The 19,850-nt window shown below is 72.8% G+C and carries 17 protein-coding genes; 10 read left to right on the top strand and 7 right to left on the bottom strand.

Translation table 11 applies throughout. The features are described from left to right. Positions 1-226 precede the first annotated feature (226 nt). Together OV090_RS19145 and OV090_RS19140 are read left to right on the top strand one after the other, a co-directional pair. Complete coding sequence (locus tag OV090_RS19145) at positions 227-1,363, top strand: hypothetical protein (RefSeq protein ID WP_267705253.1); 1,137 nt, start codon at positions 227-229, stop codon at positions 1,361-1,363. Beyond that, positions 1,360-4,605, top strand: coding sequence for a VCBS repeat-containing protein (locus tag OV090_RS19140; RefSeq protein ID WP_267705252.1), 3,246 nt, complete (start codon positions 1,360-1,362; stop codon positions 4,603-4,605). The genes OV090_RS19145 and OV090_RS19140 overlap by 4 nt, the downstream gene beginning before the upstream one ends. A 79-nt stretch (positions 4,606-4,684) precedes the next feature. Here OV090_RS19140 and OV090_RS19135 read toward each other — a convergent pair whose 3' ends face one another. Both OV090_RS19135 and OV090_RS19130 read right to left on the bottom strand, forming a co-directional pair. Next, on the bottom strand, positions 4,685-5,452 hold the full coding sequence (locus tag OV090_RS19135; RefSeq protein ID WP_267705251.1) for a DUF1963 domain-containing protein: 768 nt from the start codon (positions 5,450-5,452) through the stop codon (positions 4,685-4,687). A 113-nt stretch (positions 5,453-5,565) separates the two neighbouring features. Next, on the bottom strand, positions 5,566-6,714 hold the full coding sequence (locus OV090_RS19130; protein WP_267705250.1) for a CoA transferase: 1,149 nt from the start codon (positions 6,712-6,714) through the stop codon (positions 5,566-5,568). Between the two features lie 107 nt (positions 6,715-6,821). Between OV090_RS19130 and OV090_RS19125 the strand changes: the two genes are divergently transcribed. The 3 genes from OV090_RS19125 (at position 6,822) to OV090_RS19115 (ending at position 9,025) form a co-directional block, all read left to right on the top strand. Next, positions 6,822-7,802, top strand: a complete 981-nt coding sequence (locus tag OV090_RS19125; protein WP_267705248.1) for a hypothetical protein — start codon at positions 6,822-6,824, stop codon at positions 7,800-7,802. 115 nt (positions 7,803-7,917) lie between these two features. After that, the gene (locus OV090_RS19120) at positions 7,918-8,577 is read left to right on the top strand and encodes a YceI family protein (protein WP_267705246.1); all 660 of its coding nucleotides are present in this window, start codon (positions 7,918-7,920) and stop codon (positions 8,575-8,577) included. A 76-nt stretch (positions 8,578-8,653) separates the two neighbouring features. After that, positions 8,654-9,025: a hypothetical protein gene (locus OV090_RS19115; RefSeq protein ID WP_267705245.1), complete on the top strand. Its 372-nt coding sequence runs from the start codon at positions 8,654-8,656 to the stop codon at positions 9,023-9,025. A gap of 108 nt (positions 9,026-9,133) precedes the next feature. Here the strand turns inward: OV090_RS19115 and OV090_RS19110 are convergent, their stop codons facing one another. Then, positions 9,134-10,036: a nuclear transport factor 2 family protein gene (locus tag OV090_RS19110; RefSeq protein WP_267705244.1), complete on the bottom strand. Its 903-nt coding sequence runs from the start codon at positions 10,034-10,036 to the stop codon at positions 9,134-9,136. A gap of 71 nt (positions 10,037-10,107) precedes the next feature. Here OV090_RS19110 and OV090_RS19105 point away from each other — a divergent pair, with 71 nt between their 5' ends. Next, positions 10,108-10,389: a hypothetical protein gene (locus OV090_RS19105; RefSeq protein ID WP_267705243.1), complete on the top strand. Its 282-nt coding sequence runs from the start codon at positions 10,108-10,110 to the stop codon at positions 10,387-10,389. 81 nt (positions 10,390-10,470) lie between these two features. Here OV090_RS19105 and OV090_RS19100 read toward each other — a convergent pair whose 3' ends face one another. Then, the gene (locus OV090_RS19100) at positions 10,471-11,310 is read right to left on the bottom strand and encodes a transglutaminase-like domain-containing protein (RefSeq protein WP_267705242.1); all 840 of its coding nucleotides are present in this window, start codon (positions 11,308-11,310) and stop codon (positions 10,471-10,473) included. Between the two features lie 173 nt (positions 11,311-11,483). Between OV090_RS19100 and OV090_RS19095 the strand changes: the two genes are divergently transcribed. The 3 genes from OV090_RS19095 (at position 11,484) to OV090_RS19085 (ending at position 13,984) form a co-directional block, all read left to right on the top strand. Beyond that, complete coding sequence (locus tag OV090_RS19095; RefSeq protein WP_267705241.1) at positions 11,484-11,924, top strand: thioesterase family protein; 441 nt, start codon at positions 11,484-11,486, stop codon at positions 11,922-11,924. Positions 11,925-11,941: 17 nt separating this feature from the next. Further along, positions 11,942-12,838, top strand: coding sequence for an alpha/beta hydrolase (locus tag OV090_RS19090; RefSeq protein WP_267705240.1), 897 nt, complete (start codon positions 11,942-11,944; stop codon positions 12,836-12,838). A 561-nt stretch (positions 12,839-13,399) separates the two neighbouring features. Further along, positions 13,400-13,984, top strand: coding sequence for a hypothetical protein (locus OV090_RS19085; protein WP_267705239.1), 585 nt, complete (start codon positions 13,400-13,402; stop codon positions 13,982-13,984). A gap of 15 nt (positions 13,985-13,999) precedes the next feature. On the opposite strand, the gene OV090_RS19080 is transcribed toward OV090_RS19085, so the two are convergent. The 3 genes from OV090_RS19080 to OV090_RS19070 all read right to left on the bottom strand — a co-directional run bounded on the left by OV090_RS19080 (position 14,000) and on the right by OV090_RS19070 (position 16,653). Further along, positions 14,000-15,073 (bottom strand): hypothetical protein, encoded by a 1,074-nt coding sequence (locus OV090_RS19080; protein ID WP_267705238.1) that lies wholly within the window; start codon positions 15,071-15,073, stop codon positions 14,000-14,002. 309 nt (positions 15,074-15,382) lie between these two features. Beyond that, a complete protein-coding gene (locus OV090_RS19075; RefSeq protein WP_267705237.1) occupies positions 15,383-15,820 on the bottom strand; it encodes an HNH endonuclease in 438 nt (145 codons plus the stop codon). Continuing rightward, a complete protein-coding gene (locus OV090_RS19070; protein ID WP_267705236.1) occupies positions 15,817-16,653 on the bottom strand; it encodes an inositol monophosphatase family protein in 837 nt (278 codons plus the stop codon). Before OV090_RS19070 ends, OV090_RS19075 begins: the two co-directional genes overlap by 4 nt. 284 nt (positions 16,654-16,937) lie before the next feature. Between OV090_RS19070 and OV090_RS19065 the strand changes: the two genes are divergently transcribed. Then, complete coding sequence (locus tag OV090_RS19065; protein WP_267705235.1) at positions 16,938-19,535, top strand: serine/threonine-protein kinase; 2,598 nt, start codon at positions 16,938-16,940, stop codon at positions 19,533-19,535. The last annotated feature ends 315 nt before the right edge of the window (positions 19,536-19,850 follow it).

The following is a 19,850-nucleotide window of genomic DNA, read 5'->3' as shown; positions in this document are numbered from 1 at the left end:
GATGTGGCGGTGGTGGCGGCGATCGGGGACTGCAAGGCGCCGGTGGCTCACGATCGGCCAATCGCTGCCTGCAATGCCGGCGAGGCGCGGCGAGCGGCGCGCTGCTCCTGCGAATGCGAATGTGAATGAGGCCGGCGGGCGGGCCGCCGTGCGATCACCATTGATGGATTTTTGACATCGTCGGTGATCGCGTCGAGGTCGCTGGCGTAGCCTGCCGAGGTCGGTGATGCCCCCCGTCCGCGCGCGCGCCTCCACTGCTCCCGCCTCTCGCGGCTGCGCGCTCGGGCATGTTTTAAAGAACATGCTTTATAGGACATGTCCCGTGCTGTTGTTCGGCTGCGTCGAGACGGCCGAGACGCGCGGGCGGCAGGTCGAGGTCGAGGCCGACGCGGGGCTGGGGATGTGCGCCGGGACGCTCGAGCACATGGACCGCTTCGTGGAGCGGTTCGCCGAGGAGATCGGTCTGCCGCTGACGGACGAGCCGTGGATCACGTTCCGCTGGATGACGCCGGAGCACTACGCGCGGCGCAACCCGTGCGGGGGGATGCCGGCGTGCGCGGTGGTCCGCACGGTCTACGCCAGCGAGATGCCGCACGAGCACGAGCTGATCCACTCGGCGGCGAGCGACCTCGGGCTGGCGCACCCGTTCTTCGTCGAGGGGCTGGCGATGGCGTTCGAGGGCGGGGCGCGCGACGCCGAGCCGACCGACGACGAGCCGCTGCCGGACGCGGAGGTCGAGCCGGCGCCGCGGGTGCTGGCGGCCCTGCGCGACCGCTCGACCTGGCTGCCGGGCGAGTACTACTTCGTGGCCGGGGCGTTCACGCGTTATTTGATCGATCGCTTCGGCCTGCGGCAGCACCTCGAGTTTTATCGTCGCACCTGGTACGCCGACCCGTACCGCGCGCTGGCCCGCGAGTTCCGCTCGGTGTTCGGGGCGACGCTCGAGGACGTGGTCGCCGACTTCGAGGCCGAGCGCGCGGACTGCCACTATTCGGCGTGGCGCTTCAAGCTGCTCGAGTGCGAGGCGCCCGAGGTGACGTGGGACGGCGACCGGCTGGCCCGCCACTTCACCCTCGACTGCGACGACGCGGCGGCGATCGGCGAGGCCGGCGTCCACGTGCGGACTGTCCACAGCTTCGAGGTCGCCGCGGCCGGGCGCTTCCGGGTCGAGCTGCGCGGCGATCCGGCGGTGCGCGCGACCTTCGGCAGCTGCGGCGGCTGCGAGCGGGCGATGCTGGCGCGCCTGCACGTCGGCGAGGTGCAGGAGCTGGAGCTCGCGGCAGGGCAGTACTTCCTGCGCGCCGAGACCGACGCGCGCGAGCCGGTGACGTTCGGGGTGGTGATGGAGCGGATCGGCGAATGAAATGGCGGATCGTGCTGCTGGCGGCGCTCGCGGCCGGGTGTGAGCTGGCCTCGGAGCAATGTTCGATCGACCAGGTGTGCGCGACGCCCGGGGAGCGCTTCGGGGTCGGCGGGGGGGGCGGCGGGCCGGCGCTGGTGCGCGACGTCGACGGCGACGGAGCGGCCGAGTGGGTGGCGGTCAGCCCGAGCCTGGGGACGCTGACTGTCGCGTGGGGCTGGTCGGGCGCGGCCCAGACCTGGTCCATCGGCCAGGCGCCGGCGGGACTGGCGATCGCCGACGTCGACGGCGACGGCCGGCTCGATGTCGCGGCGCCGCTGGCGGGCGAGGGGGCAGTGGCGCTGCTGCGCGGCGCGGGGTCCGGGCAGCTGGGGCGCCGCGAGCGGGTGGCAGTGGGGGCGCGGCCGGTCGCGCTGGTGGCGGCAGATCTCGACGGGGATGGGGCGGCGGAGCTGGTGGTCGCCGATGCATACGATGGGGACCTCCGGGTGCTGCGCGCGGGAGAAGAGGGGATGGTCGCCGGTGAGCCGATCGCGGCCGGGGACGGGCCCACTGCGCTGACGATGGGCGACTTCGACGGCGACGGTCGGGTCGACGTGGTGGTGACGCTGGCGGGCGAGGGCGCGGCGCGGCTGTTCCTCGGGACAGGTGACGGCGGGCTGCGAGTCGCGGGCGACCTGTACGCCGGGGCCGGTCCGCGGCAGGCGCTGGCGGCCGATGTCGACGGCGACGGGGCGCTCGACCTGGCGGTGATCGACGACTTGCTCGACGAGGCGGCGGTGGTCCTCGGCGACGGCGCGGGCGGGGCGCGCGAGACCCGGCGGTGGCCGGTGCCGGCGGGCCCTCGAGACATGGTGCATCGGACAGGTCCTGAAGGACATGAACTTTTAATATTGTCGGCGCTGCAGCCGGCGTTGACGCGGCTGCCGCTGGCGACGCCCGGGCTGCGGACGACGATGGACGCGGGCGCGTGGGACGGGCTGGCGGTCGGCGACCTCGACGGGGATGACATCGACGAGGTGGTGGTCCGCGACGCGGCCGCGGGCGCGACTGCGCTGCGCGAGCGGCCGGGCTTCGGGTTCTCGCCGTGGTTCGCCAGCGACTGGCCGGACCTCGCGGGGCCGCTGGTGGCCCGCGACGTCGACCGCGACGGGTGGATCGATCTGGTGATCAGCGACGGCGAGCGCGGCGAGATCGCGCTGCTGCGCGGGCAGGAGGGCGGGTTCGCGGCGCCGGTGCGCTCGCCGGGGCCGGAGGACGCGGCCGCGCTGGCCCTGGCCGACCTCGACGGCGACGGCGTCGACGACGTGGTGACGTGGCGCCGCGCGGGCTACGTGGGGGTCGACGAGGCGCGGGCGGGCTCGCTGTGGAGCGCGCGGGGGGTCGGCGAGCGCTTCGAGTCGCCGGTCGAGTTCGCGTTCGCCGGCGACCCGCGGCGAGTGGTCGGGTTCGACGGCGACGGCGACGGCCGCAGCGAGCTGCTGGCGCTGCAGGCGGCGTTCGCGGCGACGCCCTCGACGGACAGCGACGAGTCGGGGGCCGGGCTGTTGACGCTGGCGCTGACGGACGACGCGTTCGCGCTGGTCGACAAGTCGATGTCGCTCGAGTTCGCGGCCAGCGAGGACGTGATCGTCGGCGATCTTTCAAACGAGCACGTCGGCGACGAGCTGCTGCGGATCGGGAGCGGGGCGGAGGGGCCGGAGATCGTGGTCGAGAGCCGGAGCTCGGGCCGGCGGTGGGTCGCAGGGACGTTGCCCGCGGGGCGCACTCTCGGGCTGACGCGCGCCGACTTCGACGCCGACGGGATCGCCGACCTGCTGGTCTGCCGCGAGGACGGGCTGATGCTGGCGCCGGGGCGGGCGTGGAACGCGTTCGCGCCGGCGGTGCCGGTGTCGCGCGCGCGCTGCGACGAGGTGGTGGTGGCGGAGCTCGACGGCGACGGGCGGACCGACGCGATCGCGCTGACCGAGTGGCTGTTGCAGCCGGTGGCGACGGTGCAGCTGGGGCACGCGCTGCCGTGGCTGCCGCAGCTGGTGCCTGCCGGGACGACGACGGCGAGCAATCGCCCGCGCGCGCTGGCGGTGGCCGACTTCGACCGCGACGGCGCGCCCGACCTGGCGGCCTCGGGGCTCGACGGGCTGCAGGTGCTGCGCGGCGGGCCGCAGGCGGTGCTGGTGCCCGACCGAGAACGCGTGCTGCGGGCGGCCCAGGCGGGCGGGCTGCAGCTCGGCGACGTCGACGGCGACGGCCACGAGGAGGTGGTCGCGCTGGGCCGCGGCGGCGATGTCGGCCTGGGCAGATTTAACAAGATAACAGGTGCTTTGGGATATGTCCGATACGACATGTTCGATGGGGCAGATGATGGGGCGGGCGAAGAGGTGCGGGCGCGCGGGCTGCTGCTCGATGTCGACGGGGACGGGGCGGGGGAGTTGCTGTGGGCGCTCGCGGGGGACGAATTCGTGACGGAGCTGCGGCGGGCGCGAGGCGAGCGGTGGGAGCTGATGCGGGCGCTGCCGTTTGCGATCGACGCGAGCGGTCCGCTGCGCGCCGGGGACGTCGACGGCGACGGTGACGCCGATCTGGTCTACCTCCATCAGGCGGGCATGCTGGTGACGCACGCGGGCGGGCCCGAGGGGCTGGCGGAGGGGACGAGCGGGCCGTTCGTGGTCGAGGGCGCGATGGGGCCCTGGCTCGGCGACGTCGATCGCGACGGACGGCTCGACGCGATGCTGCTGTCGTGGGGCGGCGGGGCGCACGTGTATCGAGGGGACGGGCGCGGCGGGTTCGCGGAGGCGCCGCAGACGTGGCCGATCGGGTGGAGCTCGGGCCCGCTGGTCACCGGCGATCTCGACGGCGACGGGTACGGGGACCTGCTGGTCGCGGCCGGGTACGACGGCGGGGCGACGCTGCGGGTGTGCCACGGCGGGGCCGACGGGCCGCGCGGCGATTGCCGTGACCACACCCTCGGGCCGCAGGAGGCTGCGATCGGCGGGCTGGCGGTCGAGGACGTCGACGGCGACGGGGTGACCGACGTGCTGGCGGTGCTGGTCGCGGGGACATCTCGCCAGCTGGTGTTCGGCCGCGGCGGGACCGAGCTGGCGCTGCATCACAAGTCGTTGCCCGACGGCGGGTCGGAGACGACTGCCGACGGGGTGCTCCGCCGGGCGCGGCTCGACGACGACGGGGCAGAGTGGGTGTACGTCGACCGCGAGGGGCTGACGCGGCTCGGGGTGCGGGCGCGGTGAGGCGGATGTTCTTCGGGACAGGTGGCCGCGAGGCGCCGCTCTGCGCTGATTCACATGTCCTCGGGGACATGCTCTCGCGTCAGCAGCTCTGAGAAAAAATGTGGGCGCGGTCGAGGCGGCCGACGTGGAGGTCGAGGTCGGGGACGAGGATGTAGAGGCAGCCCGAGTCGCCCCACTCGAGGCCGTCGCCGGCGCTGTCGATCTGCAGGAGCAGCCGCCAGCCGCGCGCCGGGGCCGGAGGCGGGGGCAGAGAGGCGTCCTGCACCCAGTCGGGCCAGCCGAGCAGGCGATGGGTCGGCGGCCGGCGCAGGGCGCCGCGGGCCTGGAACCACGCTTCAAAGGTGACCTCGTCGTCGTCGTCGGGAAAACGGACGCCGGCGAGCGCGGGGTCGTCGGTGTCGGGCAGGGTCTGCTCGAGCTCGAGGGTCAGCGGGCGCGCGCGATGGCTGACCTTCGGGTCAGGTTCACGGCGCAGCGGCTCGTCGAGGGTGACGATCCGGAGCGACACGTCGGTGTGATCGTCGGCCTCGCCCTCGCGGTCGTGGAGGACGTGCAGCAGGCCCTGGCGCGGCAGCGGCAGCCCGGGCAGGTGCGCGTGGGCCCGCGCGAGGTCGAGCTGCAGGACGAGGCTGCGGCGGCGGTAGATCGGGTCGGCCAGAGAGCGCGGGACGTCGGCCAGGCCGCCGAGCTTGTCCGCCCCCAGGGGCGTGTCGTCGACGGCGGGCGGGAAGCCGCTCGCGTGGCGCATGCGCAGGGCGGGCAAGATCTGCTGCCGCAGCGCCGGAGCGACCGGCGTGAGGTCCGGGAGGGCGAGGAGGTCTTCGATGTCCTTCAGTCCGTCGCCCATCGGCGCGCGGACGATACGCGGAAAAACCGGGGCGTCACAGCGGCGAATTCGAGCCGGCGGGGGCTCGCCGGTGCGTGATCGATGTGTCCCAAAGGACATGTAGAAATGGTCGATCAGACAGGTTCTTCGAGCCAGGTCGCGTCGGGGTGCTCGCCGAGGCGTGGGGGGCGGCGGTAGTGATCGATCGGGGTGCGCGAGAACACGATCGGATTTTTTAGACAGGGGGTGCGGCCGTCGTCCATCGCGGTGAACAGGCCGCGGTGCGTGACTTGTGGGTCGGCGGCCACCTCGGCGAGGTCGCGGATCGGGCCGTGCGGGAACTGCGGGGTGGCGGCGGCGAAGATCTGCAGCCACTCGTCACGTGTCTTTTGGGACAGGCGTTGCTCCAACCGCGCGACCAGCTCGGCTCGGTGGGTGACGCGCGCGGGGTTGGTGACGAAGCGGGGGTCGACGGCCCAACCTGGTTCGCCGAGGGCCACGCACAGGCTGGCGAATTGCGGGTCGCTGCCGACTGCCAGCATCAGTGGGCGGTCGGCGGTGGCGAAGCTCTGGTAGGGCACGATGGTCGGGTGGGCGTTGCCGAGGGGGCGCGGGACCTCGCCGGTGCACAGGAAGTTCATGGCGATGTTGGCGAGGCCGGCGACCTGCGTGTCGAGCAACGCGAGGTCGATGTGCTGGCCGAGGCCGCTGCGGCTGCGCTCGAGCAGCGCGGCCAGGATGGCGACGACGGCGTAGAGGCCGGTGCCGAGGTCGGCCACTGCGACCCCGACCTTGGTCGGATGCTCGGCGTCCTGGCCGGTGATGCTCATGAGCCCGCCGAGGCCCTGGATGAGCGCGTCGTAGCCGACGCGGCCGGCGTCGGGGCCCGTCTGGCCGAAGCCGGTGATGCTGCAGTAGACCAGGCGCGGGAAGCGGGGCGCGAGCGCGGCGTAGTCGAGGCCGTGGCGGGCCAGGTCACCGACCTTGAAGTTCTCGAGCAGCACGTCGGCGTCCGCGAGCAGGCTGAGCAATACGTCGCGGTCGGCCGGGCGCTTGAAGTCGAGCACGCGCGAGCGCTTGTTGCGATTGCAGGCCAAGTAGTAGGCGGCGCCGCCCTCAAAGTCGGGCGGGCCCCAGCGGCGCGTGTCGTCCCCGAGAGGATGTTCGATCTTGATCACATCTGCCCCGAGATCCCCGAGCAGCTGGGCGGCGCTGGGCCCGGCGAGGATCCGCGACAGGTCGAGCACGCGCAGGCCGGCGAGCGGGAGGGCGGCTTTTTCCATGGGTCGGAGGATACTATCGGCGACCCGCACGGGAGGCGAAAGCGTATGATGGGAGCCGAGCTGTACTTCGGGACAGGTGGCGTGGAGGCGCGGCGATGACTCGCATCGTGCGGGCACTCCATCGCGCGGTGCGGCTGCCGGGGCTGCGAGCGCCGCACGACACGTTGCACGCCCGGGTGTTCTACCCGGGCAGGCTGACGGGCACGCCGGCGGAGCGCGACCTCGGGGCGGTCGAGGCCGACGCCGACGCCGGGCCCTTCCCGGTCGTGATCTTCTTGCCCGGGGTCAACGTCGGGCCGGAGAGCTACCGCTGGCTGGCGCAGGCGCTGGCGGACCGCGGTTACGTGTTCGTGACGTTCTCGTACGTCGGCGAGCTGCGGCCCGGCGAGCCGGGGGTGATCGGGCTCGGGCCCGGGCTCGACGCGTCGCGCCTCGGGCCGGACAGCTTCGGGCACGCGCCGACGTCGACGACGATCGGGCCGTTGCTCGACGAGCTGGCCAGGTTGCAGTGCGAGGGCATCCTCGCCGGCTTGCTCGATCTCGAGCACGTCGTCCTCGGCGGTCACTCCGCCGGCGGCTGCGCAGCGCTGCAGAACGCGGCCTTGCGCTATTTCAACAACCTCTCGGCGGCGTTCGCCTACGCGGGTCATGCGGGGGCCCTCACGGCGCTCGGCTGGGCGGAGCACTCGCTGCTGCCGCTGCCGGGCGAGGTGCCGCTGCTGCTCCTCGGCGGTGAGCGCGACGGGGTGATCGCGGCCAGCAGTCACCGCTACGGGTCGTCGCCCGCGGACGCGTTCGCCCTGCTCCGGCGCACCTTCCATGAGGCACTGCCCGGCGGGCGTGGGGACGCCCACATGTTCCTGCTCGCGGGGGCCAATCACTTCTCGTTCTGCCACCCCGACGATCCGACCACTGGGCGCTCGTTCCTCGATCACCGCGCGACGGCCCCGGGCGACGCGCTGCGAAACTTCTTCGTCGAGGTGATCTCGACGTTCCTCGACGCATATGTCCGCGAGGACAGCGAGGTGGTGGAGCAGCTCGATCAGCTGTCGGGGCACCCGCTGGTGCTGCAGGCGGGGCGGCGTTGAGTCCGACGTGAGGGCCCACGCAGCGGGCCTTTCGGCGGAGGATTCGTCACAGCGCGGCGGCCCGGCCGCCGTGGTTTGCCGGCCGCGGCGGGCTCGTGCTACGGTCCCGCGCACCATGGCACGTACAACGTTTTATTCGCTGCTGTCGCTCACGCTGGCGGCGTCGCTCGGCGGCGCTTGCTCCTCGGAGATCGACGGCAAGCCCAAGGCGCAGGTCGAGGACGTCAAGAAGACCGAAGCCAAGGCCGAGACGAAGACCGACGCGCCGGCCGCGGCTGCGCGCACGTTCAAGCTCGACAAGACGGGCAGCTCGGTCCAGTTCGTCGGTGCCAAGCTGACCGGCGACCACAAGGGCGGCTTCGAGGAGTTCGAGGGCGAGGCCAAGGTCGCCGGCGACAAGATCGAGTCGCTGCGCGTGACGGTGCAGACCCCCTCGGTCACCTCCGACGCGCCCGACCTCACCGGTCACCTCAAGAGCGCCGATTTCTTCGACGTCGAGAAGTTCCCCACCGCGGTGTTCTCGGCCAACGAGTTCCTGGCCAAGGCCGGCGAGAACGGGGCCACCCACGAGATCGGCGGCGAGCTCGAGCTGCACGGGCAGAAGAAGGCGATCCGCTTCCCCGCGAAGGTCACCGTCGACGCCCAGGGCGCGCAGGGCCAGGCCGAGTTCACGATCAACCGCAAGGACTTCAAGATCGAGTACCCCGGCAAGCCGGACGACCTGATCAAGGACGAGGTCCTCCTCAAGCTCGACCTCAAGTTCAAGGCCAGCTGAACGTAACAGCGTTCACTCGCGGCCTCGTAGCGATGTCACTATCGTCACCGCGCGGCCTCGTGGTATCAGGCCGCGCATGGCCAAGAAGCTCGCCCTCGCCGCGCTCCTCCTCAGCGTCGCCGCGCTGTTCCTGCCCCTCCGCTCGCTCATCGGTATCACCGAGGGCCTGTTCGCCGGCGACTTCAAGAACCAGGGTCTGGGCTTGATGCTCACCGTACCGTCGATCCTGCCGTCGTTCTTCGGCGTGGTGGTCGGTCGCAAGGGCTTCGCCCGCGGCCTCGGCGTGCTCCACCTGCTGTTCGGCCTGATCGGCGTCGGCCTGTGTTACTTCGCCACGACCCGCCCCGCGGGCGTCCAATTCGAGGTCGGCGGCTACATGGCGTTCGTCGCTGCGGCCCTGGTGCTGGTCGCCGGCTTCGTCGGCCTGGCCAAGCCCGAGCGCCGCTGAAGGATGGACATGTCCGAGAGGCCCGGTGCCTTCGGACATGTCGTAGGCGCCATGAACCAGACGCCATGAACCAGGGGGCATGTCCTGGCGGACATGCCGACCGGCGACTCATGGCTGGTGCTTGGCGTCGTGCTTCGAGTCGTGGTTGTCGAGCGCGGCCTGGGTCCGGGGCTCGGTGATCGTCAGGTCGAGCGCGAGCTGCCAGCGGCCGGCCTCGTCGCGGCGCCACAGCCGGAGGTAGCCGCCTCGCTCGGCGGGGACGTTCGGTTTGATGGTGCGCGTGGCCTCGCCGTAGACGTAGCCGAGGTCGCCGGCCGCGGACACGCCGTCGCCGCGGCGGGTGTAGGTGAGGACGTCGCTGCGGGCCAGCAGGGCGGTCTGGACCGCGTTGGCGCCGGTGACGGGGAAGCTGCCCGGAGGGAACCAGCGCAGGTCGGGGGCGGCGGCGGCCAGGAGGGCGCGGCCGCCCTCGGCGGTGACGCCGGCGATCAGCCCGTCCTCGGCGGCGCGCAGGCTCTTGAGCTCGGCGGCGCGATCGGGCGAGGTGACGGGCTCGCGCGCGGGCGCGTGGGTGAAGCGGTCCGGCAGGTTGAGCGGGGGCGGGTGCGCGCTGCCGCCGTCGACGACGAGGCGCCAGCGCTCGCCCTCCTTGCGCCACACGCTGACGTAGTGGCCGTGCTTGACCTCGCCGCTGTCGCGCTGGTGCGCCTGATAAGGACCGGTGGTAAAGCCGAGGTCGCCGGAGGCGGCGATCTCGGCGTACGCGGGCTCCCAGGTCAGGCTGAAGCCGGCGGGGCTGGCGAGCGCCTGCGTGGCCGGCTGCGGCTCGGGGCGGAGGAGCACTGCGTCGGGCGCGAGGTTGCGGGTGAAGCCGTCGACCACCCCGAGCTCGGCGACCTCGCGGCCGAAGTTACGCTCGGCGCCGACCAGCGGCATGACGTGAGCCTCGGGCAACTTCTCGGCGCAGCCCCCGAGCGCGACGGCGAAGACGACGGCGATGACGCGGCGCACGGCGATCTCATAGCACGTAGATCGACCGCCCGGGGCCGGCGTTGCTGGTCCTCACCCCACAGGAGATCGGCATGCGCTTCATCGTCTTCGCTTCGCTCTTGCTCTGTTCCACCACCGCCTGGGCCGCGCCCGCCGCCCGCACCGACGCAGAGGCCGACGAGGCAGCCCTTACCCTCAAGAGCAAGAAGGGCGCCACCCAGCTGTACGACTTCGAGAACGACACCGTCAACAGCAACGCCCTCAAGCCCGATCACGAGGGCGTGCAGAGCCGGACGGCGCGCAAGTGGGAGAGCATGATCAAGGTGCGGGTCCACTTCATCCCGCAGATGCTGCAGATGGCCCACGACGTGTGAGCCCGAGCCGCCTGGTCGATCGACCAGGCGGCTCTCTTTTTATGGGCGGCGCGCGGCGATCGGCGCGCGCGCCGAAGCTGGTCAATTGACCAGGCGGGCCTTGTTGCGGGCCTCGGCGGCGCGGGCGGCGATCAGCTGGCGGTCGTCGGCCATCGGCGCGAGGCTGAGGTAGTGGTTGAGGTCCTCGGCGGCGGCGCGGTAGGCCCGGCGCTGCAGCTGGCATAGGCCGCGGTCGCGGTACTCCTCGGCGGCGCCGGGGCTGAGCAGGAGGATCCGGTCGCTCGCCGCGAGCGCGCGCTCGAGGTCGCCGCGGCTCAGGTGGACGCTCTTCAAGTTGTTGAGCATGCGCACCAACAGCTGGCGGCCGCCGACGGGGCGCAGTTGATTGCGGTCGAACTCGATCCGGCCCTGGGTCTTCTGCCGCAGCATCACCCGGCACTCGTACTCGGTCAGCAGGCGGCCGCCGTGGAACGGGTCGATGTAGAGCTGCGGGAGGTCGAGGTCGACGGCGAGGAAGTGGGCCGGGAAGCCGACCCCGGCGACGCGCAGGCCGACCCGCCGGGCCAGCTCGATCAGCAGCAGGGCCAGCGAGATCGGCAGGCCGCAGCGACGGTCGAGCACCTGGTGGAAGTAGCTGTTGCGCGGGTCGTAGTAGTCGGACTCGTTGCCGTGGAAGCCGAGCTCGCGGAACACGAAGGCGAGCAGCTGGTCGAGCCGCTCGCGCGCGGTGTGGTCGGGCAAGAGCCGCGCGCGCAGGGTCGCCGCCAGGTCGTCGAGCCGGGTCAGGTAGTCCTCGACGTCGACCGGCCCGTCCTCCTCGGCGCCGATCCACAGCGCCGTCTCGCCGAGGTCGAGCGCGTGATCGGGCGAAGCCGCGAGGCGGCTGAATTGCTGGCGGGCGTGGTGTTGGCGAGCGTCCATCCCGAAGCGCTGCGATCACGATAACTCACAACCCCGGCGCCGGCCGCGACGGGCGGTGTGAGGGCTGCCGCATGGACCCGCGAACGAGTGTCCGGACACGTCGGCCGGCGCTTCATCGGCCGCATCGGGGTCCGCGCCGGGCCCGGCGTGCGGTATACCGCTCGCGGACGGTCATGCGTTTCCACGAGACGATCCACGGGGTCTACTTCGACGACCTCGACGCCTTCCACATCCTCCACAACGCCCGCTACCTGCTCCTCTTCGAGCACGCGATCGGCTCGTTCTGGCGCCGCCTCGGCTGGGCCGGGGTCCTCGACTTCAACACGAACCCCGACCAGTACCACCTGGTGCGGGCGAATTCCCTCGACTACCAGCGCCCGGTCATCGGCACCGGCCAGGTCAGGGTGCGCGTGTGGGTCGAGCGGCTCGGTCGTACCAGCCTGACCTTCGGTCTGCGCGTGATGCCGCTCGACGAGGACATCGAGCACGCGACCGGCCGCCGCACGGTGGTCCGCGTCGACCCGGAGACCAAGCGCCCGTGCGCCTGGACCCCGACCTTCCGCGCCGAGATCGCGCCGTACTGCGCGCACATCGAGGCCGAGGCAGGCCAATGAGACATGTTCTGAAATGCATGTCCTGGGGGACATGTGTGATGGGGCTGGTGATCGCGCTGGGCTGCACGCCGCGCGACTTCGCCCGGCGCGAGCTGCTGTGGCCCGAGGGGGCGCCGGGGGCCAAGGGGACGGCCAAGGCCGACCAGCCGGAGCTCTTCTACTATCTGCCGCCGCCGGGCAAGTCGAACGGGGCGGCGGCGATCGTGGCGCCGGGCGGGAGCTATGCGCACACCGGCGGGCTGCGGCCGGAGGCGTTCCCGACGGCCCGCTGGCTGAGCGAGCAGGGCTTCGTGGCGGTGGTGCTGCGCTACCGCGTCAGCGGCGACGGCTATCACCACCGCGACTTCCTGGCCGACGGCCGGCGCGCGGTCCAGCGGGTCCGCTCGCAGGCGGCCGAGCTCGGGGTCGACGCCGGCAAGATCGGCTTCGTCGGCTTCTCGGCCGGCGGGCACCTGGCCGGCTTCGTCGCCACCGCGTGCCCGAAGCAGGGCGATCTGACCACGAGCCTGCCGATCGAGGAGACATCGTGCCGGCCCGACTTCATCGTCATGGTCTATCCGGTGGTCACGCTCGACGACCGCTGGGCCCACCAACGCAGCAAGCGCAGCATGCTCGGCGAGGAGCCGGCGACGCCGGCGCTGGTGCAGGGGCTGTCGCTCGAGCAGCGCGTCACCGCCGACACGCCGCCGGCGATGCTGGTCCACTCGCGCCACGACAAGAAGGTGGTGTTCCACAACAGCGAGCTGTACGACGAGGCGGCCCGCGCCCGCGGCGCCTCGTCGCGCCTGCACCTTTACGACGACGGCCGCCACGGCGTCGGCCTGGCCCAGCGGGCCGGGATGCCGAAGATGGCGACCTGGCCGGCGTCGATGCTGAAGTGGCTGCACGAGCTCGGGGTGCTGACCGCGAAGTGACATGTCCTCCAGGGCATGCTCGAAGGGGCATGCTCGGAGGACCATGACCGCCCGAGCGAGCGAACGCCCGGCTCGGCGGCGACGCCGAGCGTGGCGTGTCCTTGAGAGCATGTCCCGGAGGCCATGCTCGGACCGGTCAGTCGGCGAGCGCCAGGGCGGGGGCGGCCGCTCGTCGAGCAGCTGGCGCAGCGGGACTGCGGCGCTGTAGCGGTGGCGGCGGACGTGGGCGCCGGCGCAGGTGAGCACGGCGTCCCAGCGGCGGGCCCACAGCTCGGCGTCGATGCCGTCGCGCACGCTCTGGACCAGGGCGATCTCGAGGCCGCTGAGGCCCTTGGGCAGCCATGACACTTCGGGACATGTCCCGGAGGACCGGTAGGCGCGCTCGAACTTGTCGAGCTGCTTGCGCTCGCCGGCCTGGCTGGCCTCGAGATCCGACATCACGACCACGGTGGTCCGCTCGGGCTCGCGGCGGACCGCGGGCAGGTCGGCGAGCTTGGTGAAGAAGGCCAGCAGGGAGGTGCCGGGCTTGGGGGTGTAGCCGGCGACCTGGTCGCGCCAGCCGTGGATCCGCACCGCCCGCTCCTCCTGCAGGCGGGTCCGGCGAGCGTCCTCGCCGGCGTTGAGCTCGCCGACGCGCCGGCTCTGGGCGACCTCCAATTGCTCGAGGCACTTCTGCTGGAACAGGCTGTCGGGCTTGCAGCCGTCGCACAGCACCGGCTCGGCGGTCCAGCGGGTGCCACCCTCACCTGGCTCGAAGGGCATGTCGGGGGTGGTGGAGCGGTCGCTGCGGTCGGTGATCAGCAGGACGCCGACGCCCGACTCGGGGCCGAGAGTGGCGGCGTAGGCGACCGCGGCGTCGAGCTGGGCGTCGGCCAGCTCGCGGTTGCTGCCGCTGCGGTCGACGCCGAACAGCAGGTTGCGAGCGGGGCGCTCGTCGGGGGCGCTGGTCGGGCCGAACGCGGCGTAAGTCTTGCCGAGGCGGGCGATGCACGGGGGGCGCCAGTCGTCGCGGGCGGCCGCGGGCTGCAGACCGGACTGCCACCACAGCAGGCCGCCGAGGAGGGCGCCGCCGAGCAGCAGGCCGCCGAGGGCGGCGAGGGGTTGAAGGTGGCTCATGGGACAGCTCCGATCGGGGACTCAGGGTGAATCAAGGGACATGTCTCACGGGACACTTCCGGACATCTGCAGCGGGGCGTGCGGCGGGCTCGGCGGCTCGTCGGCGGCGCGCATGACCTCGGCCGGGAGGGCGAGCGCCTGGGCGCCGTCGTCGTGGCCGAGGATCGTGGCGATGACGTCGTCGAGCGCCGACCAAACGCCGACCAGCAGGCCGACGGCGAGCACGAGGACGACCGCGGGGGCGCCGACGGCGATCGCGGCCAGCCACACGAGGGCGAGCACGCACAGCCGCGGGAGGGCGGAGATCAGGCGCAGGACGCCGAGGCGGGCCAGCCAGCCGTCCATGGCGCCGACCAGCAGGCCGCCGGTGTGGGCGGCGACCCACGGGACGGCGAGGCCGAAGCCGATGAAGATGATGTTGCTGACCATGACCGAGGAGCCGACCAGGCCCTGCTCGGCGAGCACGAGCCCGCGCGAGGCGGCCAGCGCGGCGTCGAAGGCCGAGGCGCCGCCGAGCACGAACCACCGCAGGGTGCTGCCGGCGCCGCGGATGGTGTCGAACACGCCGAACCACACCTCGAGCACTGCCTTGAAGGCGGCGACCGCGACGTAGAACGACCACTCGGCGGCCTCGGGCGAGAGCATCCCGAACAGGTCGAAGCGGTACGGCGGCTCGGGGAAGACGTCGCGCAGGAGCAGGGTGGTGAGGACGACGTCGAGGGCGGTGAGGCCGAGGCCGGCGACGAGGGCGATCCGCTCGCCCAGGCGCATCGGCGGGGCCTGGGCGTCGCTCGAGGGCTCGCGCGGCCACAGGCGCAGGCTGAGGCGCCACACTGCCTCGCCGGCTCCGACGAGCAGGCCGCGCAGGCTGCGGTGCCAGCCGAGCTGGACGCGGCGCAGCAGGGCGCCGAGCAGGAGGAAGCCGAAGGCGAGCAGGGCGAACAGGCCGGCGCCGCGGATCGCCTGGCTGCCGGCGGCGTCGGTCGGCGGCGGCAGCCACACTGCGAGGCCGAGCACACACAGGCCGGCGAGGCCGACGGCGAGGGTCAAGGCCCGCGTGCGCCGCTGAGAGGAGAGGTGGCCGGGCGGGCCGGCAGGGCTGGTTGGCATCGAGGTCATGGCGGCGAGTCCTCCGGCCGCGTGCGGCCCGCGCCCAGGCCGTCACGCGCGCGTCGTCGGCGAGCTGTCCCATCGGACATGCTCTGAAAGTCATTGGGGTGCCGCGGCTCACTGCGCGCGGCCGGAGCTGTCACGCGCGAGGCAGTGGCGGTTATTCCCGCGGGGCCGAGGCGCGGGTGTGTGGGGACGGGGAGCGACAGCGCGGACAGGTCGCTCGCAGCAGCTCAGGGCCGAGAGCGAGGGACGGGGCAGCTCGCGGCTCGCGAGCGCGGACGAAGGTGGTCGAAAGGACAGGTCGCTCGCAGCAGCTCAGGCTTCGTCGGCTTCGCCGTCGGGCACGGCGGTCATCGGCGGCAGGTCGAGCCAGTCCGGCGGCGGGCGCATGCGGGCGGCCCGGCGCTCCTGCAAGGTGGCGATGACGCGCTGCAGGGTCGGGTCGTGCCACGGGCGGTCGTCGAGGCGGTGGCCCTTGCCGAAGTTGCAGCGGGCGCAGGCGATCGCGAGGTTGGCGATCGCGTCGGTGCCGCCCTGCGAGCGCGGGACGATGTGCTCGATGGTGGCGGAGGTGAGCGGCGCGCCGTCCTCGGTGAGGGTGTGGCGGGCGTTGCAGTGGATGCACTTGCCGGTGAGCACGGCCCGGCCGTCGCCCGCGACCGCGCGCTCGAAGGTGCGGTCGGTGGCGGCGCACCACAGCAGCAGTCGCTGGGTCCGGCGCGCGCTGCCGCGGGCCTGCTGCGGTCTCTTCATGGCGCCTCGATCTTGGCCGCGCGCAGCTCCTCGAGGAGGGTCGGCAGCAGGGTCGGGCCGGAGGCGACGACGTCGGCGCAGCCGATCTGCCACGGGGCGCCGTCGAGCCGGCAGATCTGCCCGCCCGCCTCGCGCACCAGCAGGGAGCCGGCGGCGACGTCCCACGGCTGCAGGTGGTACTCCCAGTAGGCGTCGAGCCGCCCCGCGGCCACGTAGGCGAGGTCGAGCGCGGCGCTGCCGGCCCGGCGCACGCAGCACACCTGCGGCACGACGCGGCAGAACTCGGCCAGGTTGTCGTCGCGGGTGGTGGCCCGCTGGTACGAGAAGCCGGTGGCGATCAGCGCCTGCTGCAGGCGACCGGCCTGCGAGACCGCGAGGGCCCGCCCCGGCCGCGTGTTGCGGTCGAGGCGCGCGCCCTGACCGCGCACCGCGACGAAGGTCTCGCCGCGGATCGGGTCGTGGATCACGCCGAGGCGCGCGCCGTGCTGGTCGCACAGCGCGATCGAGACGCAGAAGTGGGGGAAGCCGTGGGCGAAGTTGGTGGTGCCGTCGAGCGGGTCGATCACCCAGCGCAGCTCGCCCGGGCCCGGGAGGACCGTGTACTTCGGGTCATGTCCGGAGAGACCGGACTCTTCGGCCAGGAACGAATGGTCAGGATGAACGCTGCGCAGGGCCTCGATCACGACCGCCTCGGCGGCGCGGTCGGCGGAGGTGACGAGGTCGATCGGCGACGATTTGGTCTCGACCTCGAACACGCCCTCGAAGTGGCGGAGGAGCACCGCCCCGGCGGCGTGGGCGGCGGCTATCGCGAGCGCGAGCTCCGGGTCGTGCATGCCGCCTACGTAGCACAGCCGCCGGACCCGCCCGACGCGCGCGGCCGGGGCTCGCGGCCGATCGCCGGCGAACGCGGCGGCCGAGAGCGCACGTCGCCGCGGCGGCACGAGCCCTCGTCTCGGCGTGGGGTGCGCGGCAGCGTCGCTGGCTGAAGGGACAGTCGGCGCGCGCGGCGGGATCGCGCGCGGTGCGCGAGTCCGGGCTCCAGCTCGTGGGCGTGCGCGCCGCCCGACGTCGCGCGGCCGCGCTGCCAGGCGCAACCTGGTCTGTTACGCTCGCGCCGGTGGTCAAGCAGTTCGATCCGCTCGACAAGACCTTGCTCGGCGACGTGACTGCGACGCCGACCGCGGCCTCCCCGGGGCCGGTCCCCGTGTCGGGCGAGCTCTACGCCGGGCGCTACCGGGTCGAGCGGTTGGTCGGTCGCGGTGGGATGGGGGCGGTGTACCGCGCCGTGGACGCGATGGTCGGCGACGTGGTCGCGCTCAAGGTGCTCGACATCGAGATCACGCGCGCCCCGGACCAGCTCGAGTGGTTCCGCCGCGAGGTCCGGCTGGCGCGCCGGATCACCCACCCCAACGTCGCCCGCACCCATGACATGGGCGAGGCCGGCGGGACGCACTTCATCACCATGGAGTTCATCGAGGGCACGACGCTGCAGGACGTGCTGCGCGTGCGCGAGGACGGCGAGCGGCGGCGCCTGGCCTTGGAGCCGGCCCGCACCGCGCGGGTGATGCTGGCGGTGTGCGAGGGCCTGGCGGCGGCCCACGCGGCGGGGGTGGTCCACCGCGACCTCAAGCCGGCCAACATCCTGATCGAGAACACCGGTCGCGTGGTTCTCACCGACTTCGGCATCGCCCGCGCGCTGACCGACGAGGGCGGACGCACGCAGGGGCTGGTCGGGACGCCGCTGTACATGTCGCCCGAGCAGGTCGCAGGCAAGCCGGTCGACACGCGGACCGATGTCTACGCCGTCGGCCTGATGCTGTTCGAGATGCTGACGGGCGCGCTGCCGTTCGCCGGCGACGGGCGGGCGTCAGGGCCGGTGTCGCCGCTGACGGTCGCGCTGGCCCGCCTGACCGAGCCGCCCCCCGACCCGCGGGCGACGCGGGCCGACCTGCCGCCGGCGCTGGCCGAATTGGTCCTTCAGTGCATGTCCCAAGAGCCAGGTGAGCGGCCGGCCGCGGCGGCGGTGGTGGCCGAGCGGCTGCGCGCGTGGCTGGTCAGCGTCGGCGAGTCGGCGGCGCCGCAGGCCGGGGCGCCGCTGCTGGCGGCGATGGCCGCGGCAGCCCACCGCGAGGCGACGACGATCGTCGGGACCGGGGCGGTGCTGACGCCGCACTCGACCACGCCCCCGGCCGTGTCGACGCTGGCGAGCGGCCGCTCGAACGCGACGTCGGGCGGACCGTCGGGGGTGGCGACGAACGTCGGGCGCTCGATGCTGCCGACGTCGGCGATGCGCTCGCTGGCGCCGGTGCCGTCGACCGAGCGAGCGCTGGCAGTGCTGCCGTTCCGCTACCAGGGGCCGCCGGACCAGAGCTACCTCGGCGACGCGCTCAGCGACGAGCTGATCGACGTGCTGTCGCGGACCCGCGGGCTGCGCGTGCTCGGCAGCGGGGCGACGGCGCAGTACCGCGACAACCGCGACCCACGAGCGATCGGCACGAACCTCGGGGTCGACGCGGTGGTCGACGCGACGGTGCAGTGCTCGCCGTCGCAGATCCGCGTGCTGGCCCGCCTGGTCGAGGTGGCCACCGGGACGCAGCTGTGGAGCGACCGGTTCGAGAGCCGCATCGAAGACGTGTTCGAGATGCAGGACCGCATGAGCAAGCGGATCGCGGAGGCGCTCCGCGTCGAGCTCAACACGGTGGCGGCCCGCGGCGACGCGCCGGCGGAGGCGGTGGCGCTGTACCTGCGCGCGCGGCGGAAGATCACGAGCCTGCACATCCTCGGCGAAGACGGGGCGATCGAGCTGCTCGACGCGTGCATGCAGCTGGCGCCGGAGTTCCGCCCGGCGCTGGCGAGCTACGCGATCGCGTGCATGCGCGCGTGGTTCCTGCCGGCGTTCTCGGAGGCGCCGGCCGACCGCGACTGGGCAGCCGAGGCCCGCCGCGCGCTGGCGCGAGCGCTGGCCGACGCGAGCGACCTGGCGGAGACGCACCTGGCGAAGGCGATGCTCGCGGTGCAAACCGGGGAGTGGCGCGACGCAGTGCAGGCGCTGGTGAAGGCGCTGGAGATCGCGCCGACCTACGCGCACGCGCACCAGTACCTGGCTCAGCTGCAAGTCGAAGCCGGGAACACCCGCGAGGGGGTGTCGCGCGCCCGCCTGGCAGTCGACCTGGAGCCGCGCCTGTTCGTCGGGCTGTTCGACGTGGCCCGCGTCCACGCGCTGCGCGGAGAGCTGGTCGAGTACGAGGAGATCCTCCGCCGCATCGAGGCGGACGCCCGCTACCGCAACCCGACGACGCAGATCCGCCTGCGCGTGGCGGGCTGGTACGGGGACCTCGACCGCGTCCGCGATGTGCTCGACTCGGTCCGCGACGAGGTGATGGTCGGCTTCGCGAAGTTCTCGGTCGGCTACGCCCGCGGGCTGCTCGGGGAGCTCGACAAGTCAGAGCTCGACGCGTACGTGCTCAGCATCGTGGCCGACGGGGTGAGCCCGCGCCTCTACACGCTGATCTGCCAGCTGGCAGTGGAGATCTACTGCGCCCGCGGGTTCTATGACGACGCGCTGGTGTACTTTCAGAAGGCGGCCGACTCGGTGCTCATCGATGTCGAGTGGGTCGACCGCTGCCCGTCGCTCAAGCCGATGGCCAACCTGCCGGGGTTCGGCGAGGCCCGACGCAAGGTGAAGGCGCGGGTGCAGTCGATGTGGAGCGTTTAATAAAGAATTTCGGTACATGTTCTCGGGGGCATGTTCTCGGGGGCATGTTCTGCGCGGTGAGTCGGGTGGGCTTGCTTCGCAAATTGCCGACTGCGCCTCGCGGGGGGTCCGGGGAAGGTCCGGCCGCGAGTTAACCGGCGGGATGGACGCTCGTTCCTCGCGCCCATCTCGCCTCTAATTCGCGGCCGGCCCTTCCCCGGACCCCTGGCACGGCTGCAGCCGTGAGAGGCCGACGCGCCGCTCTCGGCTCCGATGATGCATGCCTCCGGGAGGCGACAGGGGGCGGCTGTTCGACGGCCAGGGCTGGCCGCCGAA

The organism is Nannocystis sp. RBIL2 (genome assembly GCF_026626745.1).
GTDB lineage: Bacteria > Myxococcota_A > Polyangia > Nannocystales > Nannocystaceae > Nannocystis.
The sequence above is the reverse complement of the archived record's forward strand: the minus strand, read 5'-3'. Positions and strand labels throughout refer to the sequence as shown.